This is a genomic window from Paenibacillus sp. PK3_47 (genome assembly GCF_023520895.1).
Taxonomy (GTDB): domain Bacteria; phylum Bacillota; class Bacilli; order Paenibacillales; family Paenibacillaceae; genus Paenibacillus_AQ.
Genome location: NZ_CP026029.1, coordinates 4,776,310 through 4,798,206 on the forward strand (window position 1 = coordinate 4,776,310; position 21,897 = coordinate 4,798,206).

Below are 21,897 nucleotides of genomic sequence, written 5' to 3' on the forward strand. Positions count from 1 at the left end.
GAGCGGACATGAAAGTATCAACCGGATGGCTTACGGATTACATCTCCCTGGAGGGGGTAACCGCTGAAGAGCTGGCAGACAAAATCACTGCCGCCGGCATCGAGATTGACGGTGTCGAGCGCCGCAACAAAGGACTGTCGGGCATTGTTACCGGATATGTAAAATCAAAGGAAAAACACCCTGACGCCGACAAGCTGAACGTATGTATCGTCGACGCAGGACAAGGCGAAGATCTGCAGATCGTCTGCGGAGCGAAAAATGTTGATGCAGGCCAGAAGGTTCCTGTAGCTCTAGTCGGCGCCAAGCTGCCGGGTCTGGACATCAAAAAAGCCAAGCTGCGCGGCGTAGTTTCCCAAGGCATGATCTGCTCTGCCAAGGAGCTGGGCCTCAATGACAAGCTGCTGCCGAAAGAACAGCAGGAGGGCATTCTTGTCCTGCCTGAGAATACAGAAGTGGGCCAGGATATTCTGACTGTGCTGGGCCTGAGCGATGAGGTCCTTGAATTTGATCTGACTCCGAACCGTTCCGACTGCCTCAGCATGATCGGTGCTGCTTACGAGGTAAGCGCGATTCTCGGGCGTGAGCTTCAGCTGCCGGACCCGGCTTCCGAGCTTGTGGAAGCAGGCGGGCCTGCTGCGGATTCCGTATCCGTGAAAATCGAGGATGAAGCTTACTGCTCCCATTACGCAGTGCGTTATATTACCGGTGTTAAGCCTGCTCCGTCCCCGCTGTGGATTCAGAACCGCCTGATGGCAGCAGGTGTGCGCCCGATCAATAATATCGTGGATATTACCAACTACGTGATGCTCGAATACGGTCAGCCGCTGCATGCGTTTGACGGTGATAAAGTGGAAGGCGGCGTGCTGGGTGTACGTTTTGCGCGAGAAGGCGAGATCCTGACTACGCTGGACGGGCAGGAACGCAAGCTGGAGCCGCAAATGCTGGTTATTGCCGATGAGGCTAAGGCTGTAGCGCTTGCCGGAGTGATGGGCGGCCTGGATACCGAGGTTACCGGTGAAACTGTGAATCTGATTCTGGAATCCGCCAAATTCGACGGCGGAACCGTCCGTAAAACCTCGCGCCAGCTCGGTCTGCGCTCCGAAGCGTCCCTGCGCTTCGAGAAGGAAGTGGATCCGAATGCAGTCATTCCTGCGCTCAACCGTGCAGCAGTGCTGATTGCACGTTATGCCGGAGGCACTGTGCATGGCGGTATCGTGCAGGCCGGAAATGATGCTGTTCAGGAGAAGGTTCTGACCCTGTCACTGGAAAAGCTGAATAACTACCTGGGCACAGAGCTTTCGCTGCTGGAAGTGAAGACCCTGTTCAGCCGTCTTCATTTCAAATGCGGGGATGCCGGCCAGGGAATGGTTGAGGTACAGGTGCCTACGAGACGCGGTGATATCAGCTATGATGTCGATCTTATTGAAGAAATCGCCCGTTTGCACGGTTATGACAACATCCCGACTACACTGATTGAAGGGGTTACGACACCGGGTGCGCTTACGAGACAGCAATTCCTGCGCCGGGAGCTGCGGAACCTGCTGTCCCGCGGCGGATATCAGGAGGTTATGGGTTATTCCTTCATTCAGCCGGAGCAAAGCAGACTGTTCCCGGCATTTGCCGGAGGCAGCCATGCCGTGAAGCTCGCTATGCCGATGAGCGAAGACCGCAGTGTGCTGCGCACCAGTCTTTTGCCTCAGCTGCTGGAGATTGCCCTGTATAATACGAACCGCAGACAGAGTGATCTGGCGTTGTTCGAAATCGGCAATGTGTTCTTCACGGAGGAAGAACAGCTGACCCGTCAGCCGCGTGAGCTGCCGGTCCTGGGACTGCTGCTGAGCGGAAGCCAGGCAGAAAAGCAGTGGAATGTGCCGGCCCAGCCGGTGGATTTCTTCGACCTGAAGGGTGCGCTTGAAACTGTATTTGCCCATCTGGGGCTTACGGAGCGGGTAACCTATGAAGGCGATGCCCCGGCCGATTATCATCCGGGCCGTTCCGCTTCTGTGTATCTCGGTACAGAGGCCGGCCGCGTAAAGATCGGAACCATTGGACAGATTCATCCGGAGCTTCAGCGCAAGCTTGATCTGGAGGATACCTATGTTGCTGAGCTTCTGCTGCAGCCGCTCTATGATTCTGCACGCAAAAACCTTCAGTACAGTGAGCTTCAGCGCTTCCCGGGTATGGAACGTGATATCGCCGTTGTGGTGGATCATTCTGTCCCTGCAGGACACCTGCTGAACACGATCCGTGAGAATGGCGGGCCTCTGCTGCAAAATGTACAGGTGTTTGATGTGTACACCGGCGGCAAGATGGAAAGCGGCAAGAAGAGCGTCGCGATCTCCCTGCTGTACCGTCATGTGGAGCGCACTTTGACCGATGAGGAAGTAAGCGGAGCGCATGAAAAAGTGGTTGCTGCCCTGCAGCAAACTTTTGGCGCAGAATTGAGAAAATAGCAGGAATTGTGCAAAGCCGCAGCGAATCCAATTAAGACCCGAGATTCGCGCGGCTTTTTCTTGTCAGATCAAGCGTGCGGGTACCGGTGAAAACATCCTTCTTCATCATTTCCATCCGCAGGATTACCGCAAATGAGCGGTTGGGATGTCTGCTGGATGAAGCTGTATTTTTGCCAAATGTTAATGAATAACGATACAATAGAAACAGGACTAGCTTAGAATCTGCACACATTCAAAGGAGGGCACAACTGTGGCTATGGACCGGACTCGTGTCGCCGTGGAAATATATGGAACTTCCTACAAGCTTGTCGGAAGCAGCAGCGAATATATGAAACAGGTTGCCCGTTATGTGGACGAGCACATGCGGGCTATATCCAAATCACATTCAAGACTGGATACACCGCGGATTGCGGTGCTTGCAGCCGTACATATGGCTGAGCAGGCCATTCAGGTTCAGGATTTCAAGAATGAGCTGAATATGCTGACAGGAGAGCGTACGGAGCTGCGAGCCGAAGTATCACGTCTCCAGGAAGCACAGAAGGAGCGGCAGGAAGAATTCGAACGCCTGGAGGCTGCGGCCAAGGAAGAAGCGGCAAGACTGGTAGCAGCTGCCGAGGAAGAACGCAAGCGTCATCTGGAGCGGCAGGAGCACGAGCGTAAGGTTCATGCAGAGCAGCTGCAGGAAGCGGAAAGGGCAGCCGCAGCAGGACGCGAGCTTCTCGCGGAGGATCTCAAGGCCAGGGAAGCGGAGCTTAAGAGCCTGAGGGAAACTTATGAGCAGGAGCAGTCCGCAGCCCGCGAGAATCACCGCCAGGAGCTGGAGCGGCTCGAGGCTATCCGGCTGCAGGAGCTTGCGGATCTTAGAGCGGCTCATGTTCAGGAACTGGACGAACTGCGTGAAACGCTGACCAGGGAGAAATCAGAAACGCTGGCCCAGCTGGAGCAGGAGCTCACGCAGACCCGGGAGACGCTGGGGACAGAGATTGTGGAGATCCGCTCTGCGCTCAGCAAGGAGCTGGCTGATACCAAAACTGCGCTTGAGGGTGAGTTAACCAAAGAACGGGAAGCTCTGCAGAAGGAGCAGGCCAAGAATAAGGAGCTGCGCCAGGCACAAGGCACCCAGGAGCATAGACACAAGGGGCAGATTGCCGAGATGGAGAAGCAGCTCGGTGAGCTGCGCGGCGGAACCGGGCAGCTTCAATCCCAGCTGCGCTCTGCTGAAGCCGGGCTGAAGAGTGAACGCGAAGCCCGCCAGAATCTTTTGTCGCAATATGAAGCGGTTCTGCTCCGTGAAGAGACGCTCAGCGAAGAGCTGCGCGCTTCTTCCGAGAAGGAAGCCCTGCTGAATGATGAGCTTGCGGGGCTGCGTGAACGCCAGGAGCAGGCACAGAATGAAGCAGCTGCTCTTCGCAGCCAGCTGCAGGAAAGAGAAGAACGTCTGGCATCACTGCAGGGGGAGCTTGCTTCCTCCATAGAGCTGGGAGAGCTGCTGAACGCAGAACTTGAAGAGCTGCGTGAACGCCAGGAGCAGGCACAGAATGAAGCAGCTGGTCTTCGCAGCCAGCTGCAGGAAAGAGAAGAACGTCTGGCCTCCGTACAATCGGAACTTACTTCTTCCGCAGAGCTTGGAGAGCTGCTGAACGCCGAGCTCGAAGAGCTGCGTGAACACCAGGAGCAGACGCAGAACGAAGCTGCTGCTTTGCGCAGCCAGCTGCAGGAAAGAGAAGAACGTCTGGCCTCCGTACAATCGGAACTTACTTCTTCCGCAGAGCTGGGAGAGCTGCTGAACGCAGAACTGGAAGAGCTGCGAGAACGCCAGGAGCAGGCACAGAACGAAGCAGCTGCTCTTCGCAGCCAGCTGCAGGAAAGAGAAGAACGTCTGGCCTCCGTACAATCGGAACTTACTTCTTCCGCAGAGTTGGGAGAACTGCTTAACGCTGAGCTTGAAGAGCTGCGGGAGCGCCAGGAGCAGACGCAGAATGAAGCAGCTGGTCTTCGCAGCCGGCTGCAGGAAAGAGAAGAACGCCTGGCCTCCGTGCAGACAGAGCTTGCTTCTTCCACAGAGCTGGGAGAGCTGCTGAACGCCGAGCTTGAAGAGCTGCGTGAACACCAGGAGCAGACGCAGAACGAAGCCGCTGCTTTGCGCAGCCAGCTGCAGGAAAAAGAAGAGCGCCTGGCCTCCGTGCAGACAGAGCTTGCTTCTTCCACAGAATTAGGAGAGCTGCTGAACGCCGAGCTCGAAGAGCTGCGTGAACGCCAGGAGCAGGTACAGAATGAAGCTGCCGTTCTGCGCAGCCAGCTGCAGGAAAGAGAAGAACGCCTGGCCTCCGTGCAGACAGAGCTTACATCTTCCACAGAACTGGGAGAGCTGCTGAATGAAGAACTTGAAGAACTGCGCGGACGCTACGAGCAGTCGCAGGAAGAGGTCTCTGCGCTCCGTCAGGGACTGGAGGGAGCCAGAGCCAGTCTGAGCCTGACTCAGGGAGAGCTTACCCGCGCTGCCGGAGAAGCAGATCACTGGAAACAGCTTGCCGGCAAGCATATGGAAGATATCGGCGAGCTGGAGATGGGACTGCTGGAGGCTGAAGAGAAATCATCTCTGCTGCAGCGGGAAATTGAGACTCTCCATGGACAGGCGGATGGACTGGTACAGAAGCTGGACCAAGAAGCCCGGCTGCGGACCGAAGCGGAACGCGAGAGCTCACAGCTTCGTGACGATGCTGCAGAAGCCCGCAGAGAGCTCTCGGCACTGCGCGGACGTTATGAGGAAATGATTGCGGAGTATGACGACATCCTGCAGGAAGGCGACCGGCTGAGGGAAAGATGCCAGCTGCTGGAGGCGGAAGGCGAGGAAGCTGCCCGCCGTCTGGAAGAGCAGTATGAAGCCAGCCGTGAAGCTGCCGCTGCGGCTGCAGAACATCAGGAGGCGCTGCGCGAGACGAGGGAATACGAAGCTTCCTGGAAGCAGAAGTTCGAAGAGCTGCAGCAGCGCCAGCAGGCGTGGACCGAGACGGAGGCTTCCCTCCGCGAGGAGATTGAGATTTGGCAGCAGGAGGCTGCAGCAGCGGAGGTCCAGGCTGAATCCATGAACAAAGCGCGTGGCGAAGTGCTGGACCAGCTTAATCAAATCGGAGAGAACTATGAGCTGACCCAAGGACAGCTGCGTCTTCTGCAGGCTCAATTTGAAATGCGTGAGGGTGAGCTGGATAAGCTGACCCAGGAGCACCGCAGCCTTCAGGCGGAATATGCCAAGCTCCAGACGGAATATAATGAATGGATTCAACTGATCGAACAGGACAGTTGAATGGCGGATGCAACACACAAAAGGATGCTGGCCCTCTAAGGGCGGCATCCTTTTGTGCATCCACTAAAATAATAATTGCAACCGTTTACACTGCGCGGTAGGATGTTCACAGGGGTGAATAGGGATGGATAAAAAATGGCTTGGCGCCGTGGTGGGATTATTCCTGCTGCTGGCCTACCTGTTTATTAATTTTGCAAATCATTCTGCGCGGATGGGCAATATCGTTAAGGAACTGCGGGGCCACCCCGTTGGCGGGAGTACCGGCTATCACATTGTGCTGATCGAACAGGAACGGTACCACCCCTATTGGGAAAAGATTGAGAAAGGCGCACGGGAAGCTGCGGAGAAATACGGAATTGAAATTGAATTTACCGGCCCGGTCCGCAATAACATGGAGGAGCAGATCAGCCTGCTGGAAAAAGCGGTTGCCGCTCAGGCAGATGCCATTATTGTACAGGGACTGAACGATGAAAAGTTCACGCCGGTCATTGATAAGGCTGTGGACCGCGGGATACCGGTTGTCACTATTGATACCGATGCTCCGGACAGCAAACGGCTCGCCTATGTGGGGACCGACAATGTGGCAGCAGGCGAAACACTGGGGCGCATGGTTGTGAAGACAACGGGCGGCAAAGGGAAAATCGGGGTCATTATCGGCAGCGATCAGGCCAAAAACCAGTTGCAGCGCCTGCATGGCTTAAGCAGTATCATAAAGGGCCACAAGGGACTTGAAATCGTGGATGTCCGCAGCTCCAACATATCCCATATGGAGGCCATCCAGCAGGCAGCAGACATGCTGCGGCAGCATCCCGATATCGATGTGATGGTCGGCACCAGCTCCACGGATGCGCTCGGTGTCATTCAGGCCTCCAAGAGCCTGAAGCGCACGGGGATGACCATTATAAGCTTTGATAATCTGGCGGAGACGCTGAATGCGATAAAGAAAGGGGACTTGAAGGCTACGCTGGCACAGCAGCCTTATCTTATGGGGAATACGGCTGTGCGGCTGCTCCATGAGCATTTTCAGGGACAGACAGTGCGGTCTGAATATTTTACAGAAGTTAAAGTACTGGATAAAAATAACGTGCAGGAGGGGGAGAGCCTGTGAGCATCCGCAAAAAGCTGCTGATCTGCATTCCTCTGCTTGTGCTGCTGATGAGCTCGGTATCCTTTTTCCTGTTCCAGAGCGGGAAGAATATCCAGGAAAGCTACCATCTCATGATGAACCGGATGCTGCTGTACAAGGAAGTGTCCTACGAGGTTGGAGAGAATATGCGCTCGATGAACCGTTTCATTATGCAGGTGAGTCCGGACAGCTATCCGGAGGTGGACAAACATTTAAGCGCCGTGAAGGAGCTGCGCCACAAGCTGGACGGAATCGAGACGATCGGGGGAAGTGATCTCGCACTGATGAATTACCGCCATATCATCGATACGTTTCTGGAGCAGGCCGGACAGATGATCGCGGAAATTGATGATCAGGACTCCAATACCCTTGCCGGTGCTTATATTGAGGCGGAGCGGACGGAGCGGTTCATCCGTGAGGAAGCACAGGAGCTGGTCGATCTGGAGCTGGAGCAGTATAAGCCGATCTATGAAGAGATCATGTCCACGACGGAGACACTGAATGACCTGGGGATTCTGCTGGTAATTACGGCAGCGGTACTCAGTATATCCATGGCGATCTGGCTGTCCGGCAGTATAACGGGACCGATCCGCCGCCTGGTGGCAACCGCCAAGCAAATCTCCAAGGGCCGGATGGATACCAAGGCGCCGGAGAGCATCAACAACGATGAGATCAGCATTTTGTGCCGGGCTTTTAACGGGATGATTGACAATATCCAGGAGCTGATGAAGGAGAATATCAAGAGTGTGGAAAAGGACCGGCTGGTCAAAGAGCTGGAGCTGAAAATGCTGCAGAGCCAGATCAATCCCCATTTTCTGTTCAATACGCTCAACTCCATCGCCAAGCTGGCTTACCTGGAAGGTGCGGCCAAAACCAGCGACCTTACCGTTTCCGTGTCGAGACTGCTGCGCTATAACCTGCAAAAGCTGGATCAGGCCGTACTGCTGCGGGAGGAAGTGGAGCATGTGACGGAGTATATCAATATACAAAAAGCGCGTTTCCGGGACCGTATCACCTTTGTCATGGACATTGATGAAGAGGCTCTCGGGGGGATGATCCCCTGTCTGACCCTGCAGCCGATTTTTGAAAATGCGTTTATACACGGGCTGGAGCAGATGGAGGAAGGAGCCGTGCTGTCGCTGTCCATCAGATATGAAGGAGGGCTTGTGGAAATTGGCATCCGCGACAACGGCGCAGGCATGAACAGGGATACGGTGGCCAGACTGATGGGTTCTATCCGGGAAGATGCTCCCCGGCTCAGCGGGAACGGGAAATCCACCGGGCTTGGGACACACAATGTGTTTAAGCGGCTGCAGCTGTTTTTTAACGGGGAACAGCATATTGAGATTGAGAGCAGCGAGGGGCAGGGGACGGCTGTACGGTTCCGTCTTCCCTTCCGTACATCCGCCTAGAACAGAGGAATGAAGAGAGGGGTTATACCGATGTACAGCTTACTGATTGCCGATGATGAAGCGCTGGAGCGGGAAGGGCTGGAGCTGATGATCAGGCATGTATTTCCGGATACGTTCAGGTTTCTGCACGCGGAGAATGGGCGGAAGGCGATTCAGCTTGCTGAAGAGCATATGCCGGATATTGTGTTCATGGATATCAAGATGCCGGGCATTCAAGGTCTTGAAGCAGTCCGGCAGATTGTCGCCAAGAACCAGTCTGTCAAAATTGTGATGATCACCGCCCATGATTATTTCTCCTATGCCAAAGAAGGGCTGCTGCTCGGAGTGCGGGATTACCTGCTGAAGCCCGCCCGGCGTGATGAAGTCTGTGAGCTGCTGAAGCAGATCATGGCTGAGATTGAAGCGGAGAAACGCAGCAGAAATGAGCAGCTGGAGCTGCAGGAGAAGCTGGCTCACCTGATCCCGCTGGCTGAAAATGAACTGACATTGATGCTGATGCTGGAGCATGTGCAGGAAATCGAGCTTGAACAGCTGGCCTCTCTGCTGAAGCTGGACTGGAACAAAGGCTATGCGGTCGTATTGTCGTTTCCCCGGCAGTCAAAGGATGAATGGGCGGATTTCCAGCTGGCCAAACGGGAGATTTACGAAGCGGTCAGACAGTTAGTGAGGCCCGCACTCGGCTGTCTGGCCAGCCCCTTGATCGGCCACCAGATGACATTGTTTGTCCCCCTGCCCCGGGAACGCTCAGGCTACTTTCAGCGCGTGATTTCCATGGATTGGGGAGAGCGCCTGCGCAGCATGGTTCAGGAGCGTTTTCATCTGCCGCTTAATGTGGCCATCGGCTCCATCCGGGAAGGCTGGGACGGACTCAGCCGTTCCTACCGTGAAGCGCTCCGTGTGTGCTCCGGCGTAAGTGATTCTTCCGCGGTGCGGCATTATGAAGATATTATACAGAGCTCAGGCCAGAGCGTGGTCTCTCTAGATGAAGAGAAGAGGCTGCTGGATGCCCTGCTGCAGCAGGACAGAGAGGAGGCAGCCGGACGTTTCGGTGCGCTCTATGCTTATTTTGAACAGAGCGGGGAGCGGCCTTTTACGTCTTTGCGCGGTGAAATCATCGGTCTGCTGCTGTATCTGGCCCGGGGGGTTCATTCCGCGGCAGGAGCGGAAATCATCGCCGACCTGAACGCTGTAGAGGACCCCGTATCGCTAAAGCACAGGGCGGAGTACTGGCTGGAGATGCTGCAGGGCGGACTGATTGAGGAACGGGAGCATAAAAGCTCGCATGTGCACCAGCGGGCGCTGCTGTACATCGGCCAAAACTACAAAGAGGATATATCCATGGAGCAGACGGCTGAGTATGTGAACTTAAGTCCGCATTACTTCAGCAAATTGTTCCGGCTGCATGCAGGGGAAACCTTTATCGACTATGTTACCCGGCTGCGGATCAATGAGGCCAAACGCCTGATTGCCGGGGAGCAGCTCAGCCTCAAGGGAATATGTTATGAGGTCGGCTATAAAGACCCCAATTATTTCAGCAGGGTGTTCAAAAAGTCCGTCGGCATTACCCCAAGTGAATACCGGCAGCAGATGGAAAAGCAAAGTCCTTGTTGACCCGACAAGGACTTTTTTGTGCTGTACCCCCGTTTTTTCCTATGAAAAACACCGTGAAGGATTACATTACAGCCGAGCACAACGGAGTGCAGGCAGAAGGTAAAAAAGTGAAGGTAACAGCGGGACCGGAAACGGGAATTCCATGCTACTATTTCCTTGTAAGCGCGAACAAATTATATCCGATGAAGAAAAGGGGCGAAGAACAAGTGAAAACATACGGAAGAGCCATTGCTGCAGGCATGACCGCTTTATTGCTGACGGCTTCCCTGGCCGGCTGCGGAATAGTCTCGAACGGGGAGAACAAACAGGCAGGGAACACAGGTGCTGAAAAAAGCGGGGACGGTATTGTCATTGGCATGTCGATGGATACGCTGAAGGAGGAGCGCTGGCAGAAGGACCGGGATATTTTTACCGCCAAAGTGGAAGAGCTCGGGGGCGAAGTGAAGGTGCTGGCCGCTAACGGCGATGATGCCACCCAGTTAAGCCAGGCTGAACAGCTGATTTCGCAGGGAGTGGATGTGCTCGTCGTCATTGCCCACAACGCTGAAGCTACGGCCCCGATTGTTGAAAAAGCCCATAAGGAGGGCATTAAGGTCATTGCCTATGACCGTCTGATCAACAATGCCGAGGTGGACTACTATATATCGTTCGATAATGTGCGTGTCGGAGAATTCCAGGCCCAGGCTGTTATCGATCAGGCGCCTAAAGGCAATATCGTCTATATCGGCGGTGCGGACACGGACAATAATGCCCATATGTTCAAAGAAGGAGCCATGAATATCCTGAAGCCGCTGGAGGAAAAAGGGGATATCAAAATTGTCTACGACCAGTTTTCGAAAGACTGGAAGCCGGAAGAGGCGCTGAAGAATATGGAGAATGCACTGACCGCCAATAATAACGATGTTCAAGGCGTAGTCGCTGCTAATGACGGCACGGCCGGCGGTTCCATCCAGGCACTGACTGCCCAGGGCATGGCGGGCAAAATTCCGGTATCCGGACAGGATGCAGACCTTGCAGCGGTACAGCGTATCGCCGAGGGCACACAGCTGATGACGGTTTATAAGCCGATTAATGCCATTGCCACCAAGGCCGCCGAAATGGCTATGGCTGCAGCGAAAGATGAAAAAATCACTACTGAAAAGTCAGTTAACAACGGAAAAATTGACGTTCCTTCCGTGCTGCTGGATCCCATCGCGGTCAATAAGGACAATCTGGATGTCCTGATCAAAGACGGCTTCCACAAGCTGGAGGATGTCTACAAAAACGTGCCAAAGGACCAGTGGCCGCAGCAATAAGATGGAACTTCTTGCCGGGCGGTGCGGAGCTTCATGCTCCGCATCACGGCTTGAGGCATGAGGAAGGAGCGACAGTGCATGTACGTGCTTGAAATGGCGGAGATCAGCAAGGCGTTTCCCGGCGTCAAAGCGCTGGACCAGGTGAACTTCAAGGTGAAGCAGGGGGAGATTCACGCGCTCTGCGGGGAGAACGGTGCCGGGAAATCTACACTGATGAAGGTGCTCAGCGGTTTATATCCTGCAGGGACCTATGGCGGAGAAATCATTATTGGCGGCGAGAAAAAAGAGTTTCATAACATCACGGATGCGGAAAAGGCCGGCATTGCCATTATTCATCAGGAGCTGGCGCTCGTTAAAGAAATGACGATAGGCGAGAATATTTTTCTTGGAGCTGAACCGGTCAGGCGGGGGGCGATCCAGTGGGATGAGCTGTACCACCAGGCTGCACAGTGGCTGAAGAAGGTGGGGCTGCATCTTTCACCGGATACGAAAACCGGCAATCTGGGTATCGGCCAGCAGCAGCTCGTGGAGATCGCCAAAGCGCTCTCGAAGCATACCAAGATACTGATTCTTGATGAGCCAACGGCCGCTTTGACCGAAAGCGAGGTATCCATCCTGATGGGGATTTTGAACCAGCTGCGGAGCGAAGGGGTGTCTTGCGTTTATATTTCCCATAAAATGCCCGAAGTGTTCGCGCTTGCTGATTCCATTACGGTGCTGCGGGACGGCCGGACAGTCGCTACACTGGACCGCAGGGAAACCGATGATGACAGGGTTGTCTCCCTGATGGTTGGACGGGAGCTTACGGAGCGTTATCCGCGGGTGGAGCATCATCCCGGAGAGGTCGTGCTGGAGGTCAGCAATTATAATGTGTGGCATCCTGAAAAAAGGCAGCAGAAGGTATTGAAGGACATTCATTTTACACTCCGCAAAGGTGAAATTCTCGGCATTGCCGGTCTCATGGGGGCAGGACGCACAGAGCTGGTCAGCAGCCTGTTCGGCGCTTATGGAGGCAAGGCGGAAGGCAGTGTTCAGATTGAAGGAAAAACCGTGAAGATCGCTTCAGTCTCTGATGCCATTAAGGCAGGATTAGCCCTGGTCAGCGAAGACCGCAAACGTCAGGGTCTGGTTATGGGAATGGATGTGAAAAGAAACACTACGCTGGCTGCACTGGGCAAAGTCTCCCGCATGGGCGTCATTAACGAAAATGAGGAAATTAAGTACTCCAGCCGGTATGCGCAGGATCTGAGAACGAAAACAGCTTCGCTGGAAACACCTGTCGGCACACTGTCCGGGGGAAACCAGCAGAAGGTCGTTATAGGTAAATGGCTGATGACCAATCCCACCATATTAATTATGGATGAGCCAACCCGGGGCATTGACGTCGGGGCAAAATATGAAATCTATAATTTGATGAATCAGCTGGTGGAGCAGGGTGTGGCGATCATTATGATCTCCTCGGAGCTGCCGGAGGTGCTGGGGATGAGCGACAGAATTCTGGTTATGAGTGAAGGGCAGCTTGTCCGGGAGTTTGACTATCGCGAAGCGACGCAGGAGAATATCATGCTGGCCGCTACAGGAGGTAAATGAAGATGCAGCTGCAAACAGAGTTACAGGAAAAAGGTTCGGGTTCTGCCGCAGGGAAATCACGCTGGAGCAGTGTGTTCGGCAAAATGGATATGCGTGCCTATACGATGGTGGGCGCATTGATTCTGATCTGGGTGCTGTTCGGGATTCTGAACCCTACCTTTTTGACTTCACGGAATTTATCCAATCTGTTCACACAGATGTCAGTGACCTCAATCCTGGCAATCGGTATGGTGCTTGTAATCGTGGCAGGGCATATTGACCTGTCCGTCGGTTCCATCGTCGGATTGACCGGCGGAATCGCGGCCATTCTCAGCAACTGGCTGGAGCTGCCGGCCATTGTGGTGATTCTTGGCACACTGGCTGCCGGTGCTGTACTCGGCCTGTTTCAGGGCTGGCTGGTCGCTTACAAAATGATTCCCGCGTTCATAGTTACCTTGGGGGGAATGATGGTATTCCGGGGTGTGCTGATGGGTGTCACCGAATCGATGACCATACCGGTATCCGATCCGGTGCTGGCGCTGCTCGGAAATGCCTATTTTGCCCCCGTCTTCGGCATCGGCCTGGGGATCATAGGAGTGGCTTTTTTATTCTGGAGTGCATTCCACAAGCGCCGGTCCCGCAAAAAATACGGCTTTGAGATTGCCCCCCTGGGATTCGATATCGCAAAGATTGCCGGGCTTTCCTTACTGGTGACCGTTTTTATAACGGTAATGAACAATTATAAAGGCATTCCGTTTCCGATTATTTTTGTCATTGTGCTGGCTGCTGTTTTTTATTTTATCTCCACCAAAACAACGTTCGGCCGCCATATTTATGCAATCGGCGGAAATATAGAAGCTGCTCGGCTCTCCGGTATCAACATCAAACGGAAAACGATGCTGATCTTTGTGCTCAGCGGGCTGCTCGGCTCTATTGCCGCCATTGTGCTGACCTCCCGGCTGGCTTCGGCTACCATTACCGCCGGGAACATGGCGGAGATGGATGCCATTGCCGCCTGTGTAATCGGAGGCACTTCGCTGATGGGCGGAGCCGGAACAGTAATCGGGGCCCTTATCGGGGCGCTGGTCATGACCTCGCTCGACAACGGGATGTCACTTATGGGGCTGGAGTCCTTCTGGCAGTATGTGGTCAAAGGCTCGATTCTGGTCATCGCGGTGTGGCTGGATATCTCCAACCGCAGCAAAGGAATAAAGTAGAAGCAGCGAAAAGCAAAGAGCAGCAGCCGGCGGGGAAAACCCTGCCGGCTGCTGCTGCTTGGATAAGCTATTCCACAATAATCTTGGCGCTCATTGCGCTGTGACCGGACCCGCACATGATGGCACAGGTCATTTCAAAGGTTCCGGCTTCCCCGGGGACGACGACCTGGGAGGAGGTTTTAGCGTCCAGCCGCAGCTTCAGCTCAGGAACCAGAATGCCATGGTTACCGCTTTCATTTTCAAAGATGATTTTAACCGGAACACCCTTCTTGAGATGGTATTCTTCCTGGTCAAAGCTGTAGTTCGTTGCTTTAATGACAATTTCCTCTTCGGCTGTGATCTCCGGGCTTGCCGCCCCGTTACCTGCGGATGTGTCATTGTTGCCGCAGGCAGCCAGAATCAGGATGAAAGCAGCGGATATCAGAACTGCAAACCTACGAATCATCTTTATCCTCCTCAGCGGGTTAATAGACTCTAAGCGTACAATAACACAGCTTCCTTACAGGCGGAAGCCCCCTGAAGCAGCAGCAAGAGCCGGCGGCAGAATCCCTGGCGGAACTTGCCCGAAAAACAAATATATGATGCAAAAATAATTCAAATTTATTATAATGGAGGCTATTATATCAACGCTTAGAAGTAGGGGATTTACATTATTTTAGCTGATGGTACAGGAAATGTGCAGTATTGGCACCGCAGAATATTAAGCGGGTATTGGGTTCTGGTGACGTGCATGCTGATCTCTCAGCTGATATTTATGTTATCCGCCCACATGCCTGAAGTGAAGACGGTGCTTCTCCCGAGCAAAGGGCATTTATTCATAGCCTGCAACATAATGATCGTTATTGTAATGATGCTTGCAGAAATGTGGCTGCGGACAGCGGCCCAGTATCACAAGCAGGCTGTGGTGATCTGCGGATTCGCCGTATCTTATTTGATGTATTTTGTGCTTGAGCCGTTTGTTGACGGTGCACAAATGGCGCTGATGCTGCCGATTATGATTGCACTGATTTATTTTGACCGGAGGCTGCTCCTCATTCTGGGGCTGTTCAGCTTTTTGTTCTATGCAGGCGTATATTTTGGACTGGAGCGTCCGCTGCTGGACAAACCGCTGCTGGAATTTCTGATGGTGGAATGCGTGTTTATTGTATTTGTAGTGTCTGCCCTGGCGGTAATTACCCGGGCGCATGAAATCCGTGACCATCTGGAGCAGGTAACCAAGTCAGAGCAGGGGCTGATGGTGGAGCGGGCCATCTCGGATAAGCTGCTCAAGATCGATGCGTTAACCGGACTCTATAATCATAAAACGTTCCATGAGTATCTGGACTCCCTGCTGGAGCAGTGTGAGAGCAACGGCCTGAGCCTGCAGCTGGCGTTGTTTGATATCGATAATTTCAAGCATGTAAATGATACATATGGTCACTGGGTAGGCGATCTGGTCCTGAAGGAGGTCGCGGCCAAGGTCGGCAGCATGATTGGACTGAATGATTTTGGTGCCAGGTATGGCGGTGAGGAATTTGCGGTTATATTTACGGACAAAAGCTATGAGGAAGCCTATGCTGCTGCCGAAAAGCTCCGGATCGTCATTGAACAGATGAAGCATCCCTACGCCGGAAGCAGGCCGATTACGGTCAGCATCGGATTATGCAATTACCGCTCGGGATATGGCAAGGAGCTCCTGTTCCGGAATACAGATGAAGCGCTGTATGAAGCAAAGCGTACCGGCAAAAATAAGGTGGTTACCGCAGGGCATAACCTTAATAACGGTACCGCCGTGTCGTCTGCTTGAGTAAAAATAGCGAACCCCCTGCTTCCTTACCGGGAGACAGGGGGTTTTTTTTGCCTGTGCAAAAAACAGCTCTATTTTCCAGCGTCGAACGGTGTGGATACCGGCAGAAACAAGTCTATAATCCCGATGACCAGAGCTGCCAGAAGCGCTCCGAGGATGGATACATCGACGCCGCTGACGACAAACTGTGCGATCCAGATCACCAGTGCGCTGACGATGAACCCGACAATTCCGCGGCCGAACGGGGTCGCTTTTTTGCCGAAGATGCCCTCAATGATCCAGCCGAGCAGAGCGATGACCAGTGCCAGAAGAAGCGCACTTCCGAATCCGCCGATCGTAAACTGCGGAACAATCCAGCCGACCACGAGCAGAACAATCGCTGCGACCAGGAAACGGACCACATGACCCAAAAATTTCACAGAATTAGCCTCCTTTAGCCTTCGGTTAAGGATTTGTGCAGTTATTATTGTGGCCCCGGCTCCCGTTTCTATCCCCAAATAGCGAAAATGGACTGAATTAGGTATAATGTAAACATCTATGAAGGGAGCTGTGACAGTAATTGGACGACAAAATTTTGCATACGCTTGAATATCGCAAGATTTTAAATAAATTAATACAGTACACACAGACACCGATGGGACGCCTCAGAGCAGAAGAGCTGAGACCTTCCGGTGATTTTGAAGGGGTTAAGCTGCTGCTGCAGGCTACCGATGAGGCGGTTAATGTGGACCGGCTCAAAGGCATCCCTTCCTTTGGCGGTGTAAGCGATATTCGGCCGGCGCTGAAGCGCGCTTCAATCGGCGGCATGCTCGGAACGCATGAGCTGCTCTCCGTGGGCAATACCATCGGCGGAGCGCGCAGGGTCAAACGGTTCCTTGCAGCAATGCATGAAGATGAGAAGATTAACACCCTATTCGCACTAAGCGATCTCCTCTCGGAGCAAAAGCATGTCGAAGATGCTATCCGCGCATGCATCGATGAGGAAGCGAATGTACTTGATTCAGCCAGCCCCGAGCTGGCTAATATCCGCCGCGAGCTGCGCGGAGGGGAGACGAGAATCCGTGAGAAGCTGGATTCGATGATCCGCTCCTCGTCCGTAGCCAAGATGCTGCAGGACCAGCTTGTGACGATCCGCGGAGACCGGTTTGTTATTCCGGTTAAGGCAGAATACCGTTCCCATTTTGGCGGGATTGTGCATGACCAGTCCGGATCCGGCGCAACCCTGTTCATTGAGCCGGAATCGATCGTGGCCATGAACAACAAGCTGCGGGAGACCCGGCTGCGGGAAGAGCGCGAGATTGAGATTATTCTACACAGGCTGACTGCGCAGGTGGGCGACATTGCCGAGGAGATGGCTTATGATGTCGATATTCTGGGCCAGCTTGATTTCATCTTTGCCAAAGCCCGTCTTGCCCGCGAGATGAAGGCGACGCAGCCGCGGATGAATGACCGCGGTTATCTCAAGCTGCGCAAGGGACGCCATCCGCTGATTCCCGGGGAAGTTGTGGTTCCTCTCGATGTAGAGCTCGGCAATCAGTACAGCTCAATCATCGTAACCGGTCCGAATACCGGCGGTAAGACCGTTACTCTCAAGACCATCGGCTTGCTGAGCCTGATGTCGATGTCCGGCTTGTTCATTCCCGCGGAAGAAGGCAGCCAGATGTGTGTATTTGATGCGATCTATGCTGATATCGGTGATGAACAGAGTATTGAGCAAAGCCTCAGTACCTTTTCCAGCCACATGACCAATATTATTTCCATTCTGAAGCGGATGACTCCCAAGAGCCTTATCCTTCTGGATGAAGTGGGCGCTGGAACCGATCCGGCCGAAGGCTCGGCGCTGGCGATTGCCATCCTGGAGGATATTCACCGGACAGAATGCCGGATGGTGGCTACGACGCATTACAGCGAGCTGAAGGCCTACGCCTATGAGCGCAAAGGTGTGATTAATGCCAGCATGGAATTTGACGTGCAGAGCCTCAGTCCTACCTACAGGCTGCTGGTAGGGGTGCCGGGACGAAGCAACGCCTTTGCGATTGCCGAGCGTCTCGGTCTGCCGAACAGCATCCTTGAGCATGCCCGGGGTGAGGTGAAGGAAGAGGATCTCCGCGTGGAGCATATGATCGCTTCCCTTGAGGAGAACCGGCTTACTGCCGAGAATGAACGTGAGAAGGCAGAGGTTATCCGGCGCGAAGCGGAAGAATTCCGCAGACGACAGCAGCTGGAGCTGGAAAAGCTGGAGAGCCAGCGGGACAAACGGCTGGAGAAGGCAGAGAAGGATGCCAGCGCGATCCTGGAGAAGGCGCGTCAGGAAGCTGCGGAAATTATCAGCGATCTGCGCCGTCTGGCCATGGAGGAAGGGGCTTCTGTCAAGGAGCATAAGCTGATCGAAGCCCGCCGGCGTCTGGATGAAGCGGAGCCTGCTCCGCGCAAGAAGACGGTATCGCGCAGCAGCTCCAAGGCACCGCGGCAGATTCAGCCGGGTGATGAAGTGAAGCTGCCAAGCGTGAACCAAAAAGGGACTGTGGTAGAGCTCAGCGGAACGAAGGAAGCCTTGGTACAGTTCGGTATAATGAAGATGAAGGTTAATCTTAGTGATCTCGAGTTCCTGTCTTCCGCCCCCGATGTCCCTGCGCCGGCTCTCCGCCGGGCTACGACCGTCAAACGTACACGGGATGAGAATGTCCGCAGTGAACTGGACCTCCGGGGTGCCAATCTGGAAGAGGCCATCATGGAGACGGACCGTTTTATTGACGAGGCTTTTCTGGGGAATCTCGGTCAAATCTCAATTATTCACGGTAAAGGAACCGGTGTCCTGAGAACCGGCATCCAGGAATATTTGCGTAAGCACAGGCATGTGAAGAGCTACCGGCTTGGCAATTACAACGAAGGCGGCGCGGGTGTAACCGTAGCTGAACTGCAATAGCGGCAGGAGTCCGGTGGAAAGAGGGGAAATATGCAGGAAAATATTGATCTTTTGCTGGCCCATCCGCTAGGGTCTCTGCTCGGCTACTTCGCTGTGGCTATTCTGGGACTGGTAGTGTTTCTGTCCTTTTTTGAAATGGTAACCAAATATAACTGCTGGGACGAAATCCGCAAGGGAAATCTGGCGGTTGCAATGGCGACCGGAGGCAAAATTTTCGGAATCTGCAACATTCTGCGCTTCAGCATGGAATCGGGCGCTTCGATCTATGAGACGATGAAATGGTCAGTAGTGGGGTTCATCCTGCTGCTGATCGCGTATTTTCTGTTTGAATTTATGACTCCGGTCTTTTCGATTGATGAAGAGATTGCCGCAGATAACCGGGCAGTTGGTTTGACTGCCATGCTAATCTCGGTATCGTTATCTTATGTGATCGGTGCCGCTATATTTTAACTGGGGGAGTAGGATACGATGAAGCTTCTGATCCGGATTCTGTTTTTGTCCGCCCTGGCTTTTATAGCGGCCGGTATCATTTATTTGGCAGTGAATTAATTTAAATGCGAGGCAAGAAGGAGATATGAATAATGGAAACAACAGTATGCCCATGGTGCCATACCGAAATCGTGTGGGACGAGGAGTTTGGGCCTGAAGAGACCTGTCCGCACTGTAATAATGAGCTTAGCGGTTACCGTACGGTGACGCTCGGCGTAGATGATCTGGAAGATGAGGAGCTGGAGCCTGAGGAAGAGCCGGAAGCCGGAGAAGTCACCAATGAAGATCTGTGGGACGACGGGGATAAAGACGGCGTAGTGCCGATTTATAACACGCTCTCCCAGTTCGGTGATGATTATGACCTGAAGCGCTATGAGTCAAGTGTCGCCGCTATTCTCGCCGGCCAGCTTGAAGCTCCGGAATGCCCGCAGTGCCATGAGCTGCTTGTGTTCTCCGGCACCCAGCCGGTACCCGCGCTTGAGCCTGCTGCTCCGGAAGCGCTTGGCGGACCTGTCCTTAAAGCACCTTTTTCGCTTAACCTTTATGTATGTCCTTCGTGTTTCCATGTACAGCACAGCCTGGCCCAGGAAGACCGCATCCAGTTCGTCAGCAACCTGAGCAAAGGCGGCAAGTAACCGAGCAAAGGCGGCAAGTAACCGTGCAATGAATCACTCTCCCTCCTTGCGGACAAGCTAAATATTGAATGTCCAGACTGCAGGGGGGAACAGCATTGAAAAAGGAATTGCAGAAGCAGGCAGCACTGCTGCTTACAGTTAATGGATTGTATCTGCTGGCCAGCGTGCTGGCAGGTACTTTTTTGAACGTGTACTTATGGAAAAACCGCCAGAATTTTGCCATGATCGGCTGGTTTACTGTGGCTCAGCAGCTGGCTGTCGGCCTCAGCTTTTGGCTGGGCGGCAAATGGGTAAAGGAGCATAATAAGATGAATGCCCTGCGGGCGGGAATTGCCGTCTCGGGCTTTTTTTATTTGCTGGTGCTGCTGATTGGCGGAGACGCGATCCATTACATATGGCCGCTTGGGCTGATTTTGGGGATATCCACCGGATTGTTCTGGCTCGCCTACAACATTGTTTATTTTGAAATTTCCGATGCGGGCAGCCGGGATTTTTTTAACGGGTGGATGGGGCTGCTGGGCTCCTTTACTGGTATTATCGGTCCCTGGATTTCCGGCTGGCTGATTTCCTGGCTTCACGGGGAGCGGGGCTACAGAGTGGTGTTCATCGTCTCGCTCTGCATTTACGGGGCTGCGGCGGTGCTCAGCTTTTTTCTCAAAAAACGTAAAAACGGGAGCGCCTATTTATGGCTCGAGCCGTGGCGCGAACTGCGCCGGTCAGGGAGCGGATGGAGGCCGGTCGCTGCGGCGCTGCTGTTCCAGGGTATACGTGAAGGTGTATTTTCCTTTCTGATCGGACTGCTGGTATACATAGCTGCGAAAGAAGAGAGCAAGCTGGGGCAATATACGCTGATTACGTCCGGTGTGTCTCTCGCCAGCTACTGGGCAGCCGGCAAATGGTTCAAACCCCGCCACCGCCCGCTTGGAATGCTGGCAGGGGGGCTGCTGCTGGCCGCTGTGGTCACACCGCTGCTCTGGAAAGTAAGCTACGGCACGCTGATGATTATGGGGATCGGGACTTCCCTGTTCATTCCCTTGTATATGCTGCCGATGGTCTCCACGAGCTTTGACCTCATCGGTGTGTCTGAGGAGAGCGCCGGTAAACGGGTGGAGCTTGTTGTTCTGCGCGAGCTGAGTCTTATGAGCGGCAGGCTGGCAGGGCTGCTGGTGTTCATTGCCGTTCTGTCGGTGAGCCAGTCCCCTCGCGTCATTACGGTGCTGCTGCTTGTGCTTGGTACTGCGCCGCTGGGCAGCTGGCTTATTCTGCGCAAGGGAATGAAGGGGGCAGGCGCCCCGCTTTCCCGCGGGGGAGTGGACAGGACCTGAAGGTTTATGCGGCTGCTGGCTGCCGGCTGCCGGCTTTCGTGTTGAGAGCCTGGAGCAGCCGCGGACGGCCGTGAACGGGCCGGAAGCCGGAATCAAAGGTGAAAATACCTTTGAATTGGCCGTGAACGGCCCGGAAGCTGGAATCAAAGGTAAAAGTACCTTTGAATTGGCCGTGAACGGTCCGGGAGCCGGAATCAAAGGTAAAAGTACCTTTGATTTGGCCTTGGCCGGGCCGGGAGCTGAAATCAAAGGTAAAAGTACCTTTGAATTGGCCTTGGCCGGGCCGGAAGCCGGAATCAAAGGTAAAAGTACCTTTGAATTGGCCGTGAACGGCCCGGAAGCTGGAATCAAAGGTAAAAGTACCTTTGAATTGGCCTTGGCCGGGCCGGAAGCCGGAATCAAAGGTAAAAGTACCTTTGAATTGGCCTTGGCCGGGCCGGGAGCCGGAATCAAAGGTAAAAATACCTTTGAATTGGCCTTGGCCGGTCCGAAAGTCGAAATCAAAGGTAAAAGTACCTTTGAATTGGCCCTGGCCGGGCCGGAAGCTAGAATCAAAGGTAAAAGTACCTTTGAATTGGCCTTGAACGGTCCGGGAGCCGGAATCAAAGGTAAAAGTACCTTTGACTCCGTCCCTGCACGAGTCACGCTCGTGCGAATAACACCTATAGTGTTAAAGTGCGTAAGTCAGGCCAGCTAACAGCGGGCATTGATACGTTTGTCGTTACTTCGAATGAGCCGCACTAAAGAAG

Annotated in this window: 16 protein-coding genes; 14 read left to right on the forward strand and 2 right to left on the reverse strand. The window is 53.9% G+C overall.

Going from position 1 to position 21,897, the window contains the following annotated elements:
- The first annotated feature begins 8 nt into the window (after window positions 1-8).
- The 8 genes from pheT (at window position 9) to C2I18_RS20815 (ending at window position 13,987) form a co-directional block, all read left to right on the forward strand.
- Complete coding sequence (gene pheT / locus C2I18_RS20780) at window positions 9-2,453, forward strand: phenylalanine--tRNA ligase subunit beta (protein ID WP_249897635.1); 2,445 nt, start codon at window positions 9-11, stop codon at window positions 2,451-2,453.
- 256 nt (window positions 2,454-2,709) lie between these two features.
- Window positions 2,710-5,757 carry a cell division protein ZapA gene (gene zapA, locus C2I18_RS20785; RefSeq protein ID WP_342760359.1) on the forward strand — a complete coding sequence of 1,016 codons (3,048 nt, stop codon included), beginning with the start codon at window positions 2,710-2,712 and terminating at the stop codon, window positions 5,755-5,757.
- Between the two features lie 124 nt (window positions 5,758-5,881).
- Entirely contained in the window at window positions 5,882-6,865 is a 984-nt protein-coding gene (locus C2I18_RS20790) for a sugar-binding protein (RefSeq protein ID WP_249897637.1), read from the forward strand.
- Window positions 6,862-8,295 (forward strand): sensor histidine kinase, encoded by a 1,434-nt coding sequence (locus C2I18_RS20795; RefSeq protein ID WP_249897638.1) that lies wholly within the window; start codon window positions 6,862-6,864, stop codon window positions 8,293-8,295. The genes C2I18_RS20790 and C2I18_RS20795 overlap by 4 nt, the downstream gene beginning before the upstream one ends.
- A 30-nt stretch (window positions 8,296-8,325) precedes the next feature.
- Window positions 8,326-9,906 (forward strand): response regulator, encoded by a 1,581-nt coding sequence (locus C2I18_RS20800; protein WP_249897639.1) that lies wholly within the window; start codon window positions 8,326-8,328, stop codon window positions 9,904-9,906.
- A gap of 239 nt (window positions 9,907-10,145) precedes the next feature.
- Entirely contained in the window at window positions 10,146-11,201 is a 1,056-nt protein-coding gene (gene xylF / locus C2I18_RS20805; protein WP_249902189.1) for a D-xylose ABC transporter substrate-binding protein, read from the forward strand.
- A 78-nt stretch (window positions 11,202-11,279) separates the two neighbouring features.
- A complete protein-coding gene (locus C2I18_RS20810) occupies window positions 11,280-12,791 on the forward strand; it encodes a xylose ABC transporter ATP-binding protein (protein ID WP_249897640.1) in 1,512 nt (503 codons plus the stop codon).
- 2 nt (window positions 12,792-12,793) lie between these two features.
- Window positions 12,794-13,987 (forward strand): sugar ABC transporter permease, encoded by a 1,194-nt coding sequence (locus C2I18_RS20815; RefSeq protein ID WP_481857825.1) that lies wholly within the window; start codon window positions 12,794-12,796, stop codon window positions 13,985-13,987.
- Between the two features lie 67 nt (window positions 13,988-14,054).
- Here the strand turns inward: C2I18_RS20815 and C2I18_RS20820 are convergent, their stop codons facing one another.
- Window positions 14,055-14,432, reverse strand: coding sequence for a cupredoxin domain-containing protein (locus C2I18_RS20820; RefSeq protein ID WP_249897642.1), 378 nt, complete (start codon window positions 14,430-14,432; stop codon window positions 14,055-14,057).
- A 324-nt stretch (window positions 14,433-14,756) separates the two neighbouring features.
- Between C2I18_RS20820 and C2I18_RS20825 the strand changes: the two genes are divergently transcribed.
- Complete coding sequence (locus tag C2I18_RS20825; protein WP_249897643.1) at window positions 14,757-15,773, forward strand: GGDEF domain-containing protein; 1,017 nt, start codon at window positions 14,757-14,759, stop codon at window positions 15,771-15,773.
- Window positions 15,774-15,844: 71 nt separating this feature from the next.
- Here C2I18_RS20825 and C2I18_RS20830 read toward each other — a convergent pair whose 3' ends face one another.
- Entirely contained in the window at window positions 15,845-16,192 is a 348-nt protein-coding gene (locus tag C2I18_RS20830; protein WP_249897644.1) for a phage holin family protein, read from the reverse strand.
- Window positions 16,193-16,332: 140 nt separating this feature from the next.
- Between C2I18_RS20830 and C2I18_RS20835 the strand changes: the two genes are divergently transcribed.
- The 5 genes from C2I18_RS20835 to C2I18_RS20855 all read left to right on the forward strand — a co-directional run bounded on the left by C2I18_RS20835 (window position 16,333) and on the right by C2I18_RS20855 (window position 21,845).
- A complete protein-coding gene (locus C2I18_RS20835) occupies window positions 16,333-18,699 on the forward strand; it encodes an endonuclease MutS2 (protein ID WP_249897645.1) in 2,367 nt (788 codons plus the stop codon).
- 30 nt (window positions 18,700-18,729) lie between these two features.
- Entirely contained in the window at window positions 18,730-19,149 is a 420-nt protein-coding gene (locus C2I18_RS20840) for a DUF350 domain-containing protein (RefSeq protein WP_249897646.1), read from the forward strand.
- Window positions 19,150-19,280: 131 nt separating this feature from the next.
- On the forward strand, window positions 19,281-19,823 hold the full coding sequence (locus C2I18_RS20845; protein ID WP_249897647.1) for a hypothetical protein: 543 nt from the start codon (window positions 19,281-19,283) through the stop codon (window positions 19,821-19,823).
- A gap of 95 nt (window positions 19,824-19,918) precedes the next feature.
- Window positions 19,919-21,148 (forward strand): MFS transporter, encoded by a 1,230-nt coding sequence (locus C2I18_RS20850; RefSeq protein WP_249897648.1) that lies wholly within the window; start codon window positions 19,919-19,921, stop codon window positions 21,146-21,148.
- A 70-nt stretch (window positions 21,149-21,218) separates the two neighbouring features.
- Window positions 21,219-21,845, forward strand: a complete 627-nt coding sequence (locus C2I18_RS20855) for a hypothetical protein (RefSeq protein ID WP_249897649.1) — start codon at window positions 21,219-21,221, stop codon at window positions 21,843-21,845.
- The last annotated feature ends 52 nt before the right edge of the window (window positions 21,846-21,897 follow it).

Bases quoted from the DNA above. Each gene is read 5' to 3' on its own strand.
- pheT (WP_249897635.1), top strand. From the start codon at position 9: ATGAAAGTATCAACCGGATGGCTTACGGATTACATCTCCCTGGAGGGG.
- zapA (WP_342760359.1), top strand. From the start codon at position 2,710: ATGGACCGGACTCGTGTCGCCGTGGAAATATATGGAACTTCCTACAAG.
- C2I18_RS20790 (WP_249897637.1), top strand. From the start codon at position 5,882: ATGGATAAAAAATGGCTTGGCGCCGTGGTGGGATTATTCCTGCTGCTG.
- C2I18_RS20800 (WP_249897639.1), top strand. From the start codon at position 8,326: ATGTACAGCTTACTGATTGCCGATGATGAAGCGCTGGAGCGGGAAGGG.
- xylF (WP_249902189.1), top strand. From the start codon at position 10,146: ATGACCGCTTTATTGCTGACGGCTTCCCTGGCCGGCTGCGGAATAGTC.
- C2I18_RS20810 (WP_249897640.1), top strand. From the start codon at position 11,280: ATGTACGTGCTTGAAATGGCGGAGATCAGCAAGGCGTTTCCCGGCGTC.
- C2I18_RS20815 (WP_481857825.1), top strand. From the start codon at position 12,794: ATGCAGCTGCAAACAGAGTTACAGGAAAAAGGTTCGGGTTCTGCCGCA.
- C2I18_RS20820 (WP_249897642.1), bottom strand. From the start codon at position 14,432: ATGATTCGTAGGTTTGCAGTTCTGATATCCGCTGCTTTCATCCTGATT.
- C2I18_RS20825 (WP_249897643.1), top strand. From the start codon at position 14,757: ATGCCTGAAGTGAAGACGGTGCTTCTCCCGAGCAAAGGGCATTTATTC.
- C2I18_RS20840 (WP_249897646.1), top strand. From the start codon at position 18,730: ATGCAGGAAAATATTGATCTTTTGCTGGCCCATCCGCTAGGGTCTCTG.
- C2I18_RS20845 (WP_249897647.1), top strand. From the start codon at position 19,281: ATGGAAACAACAGTATGCCCATGGTGCCATACCGAAATCGTGTGGGAC.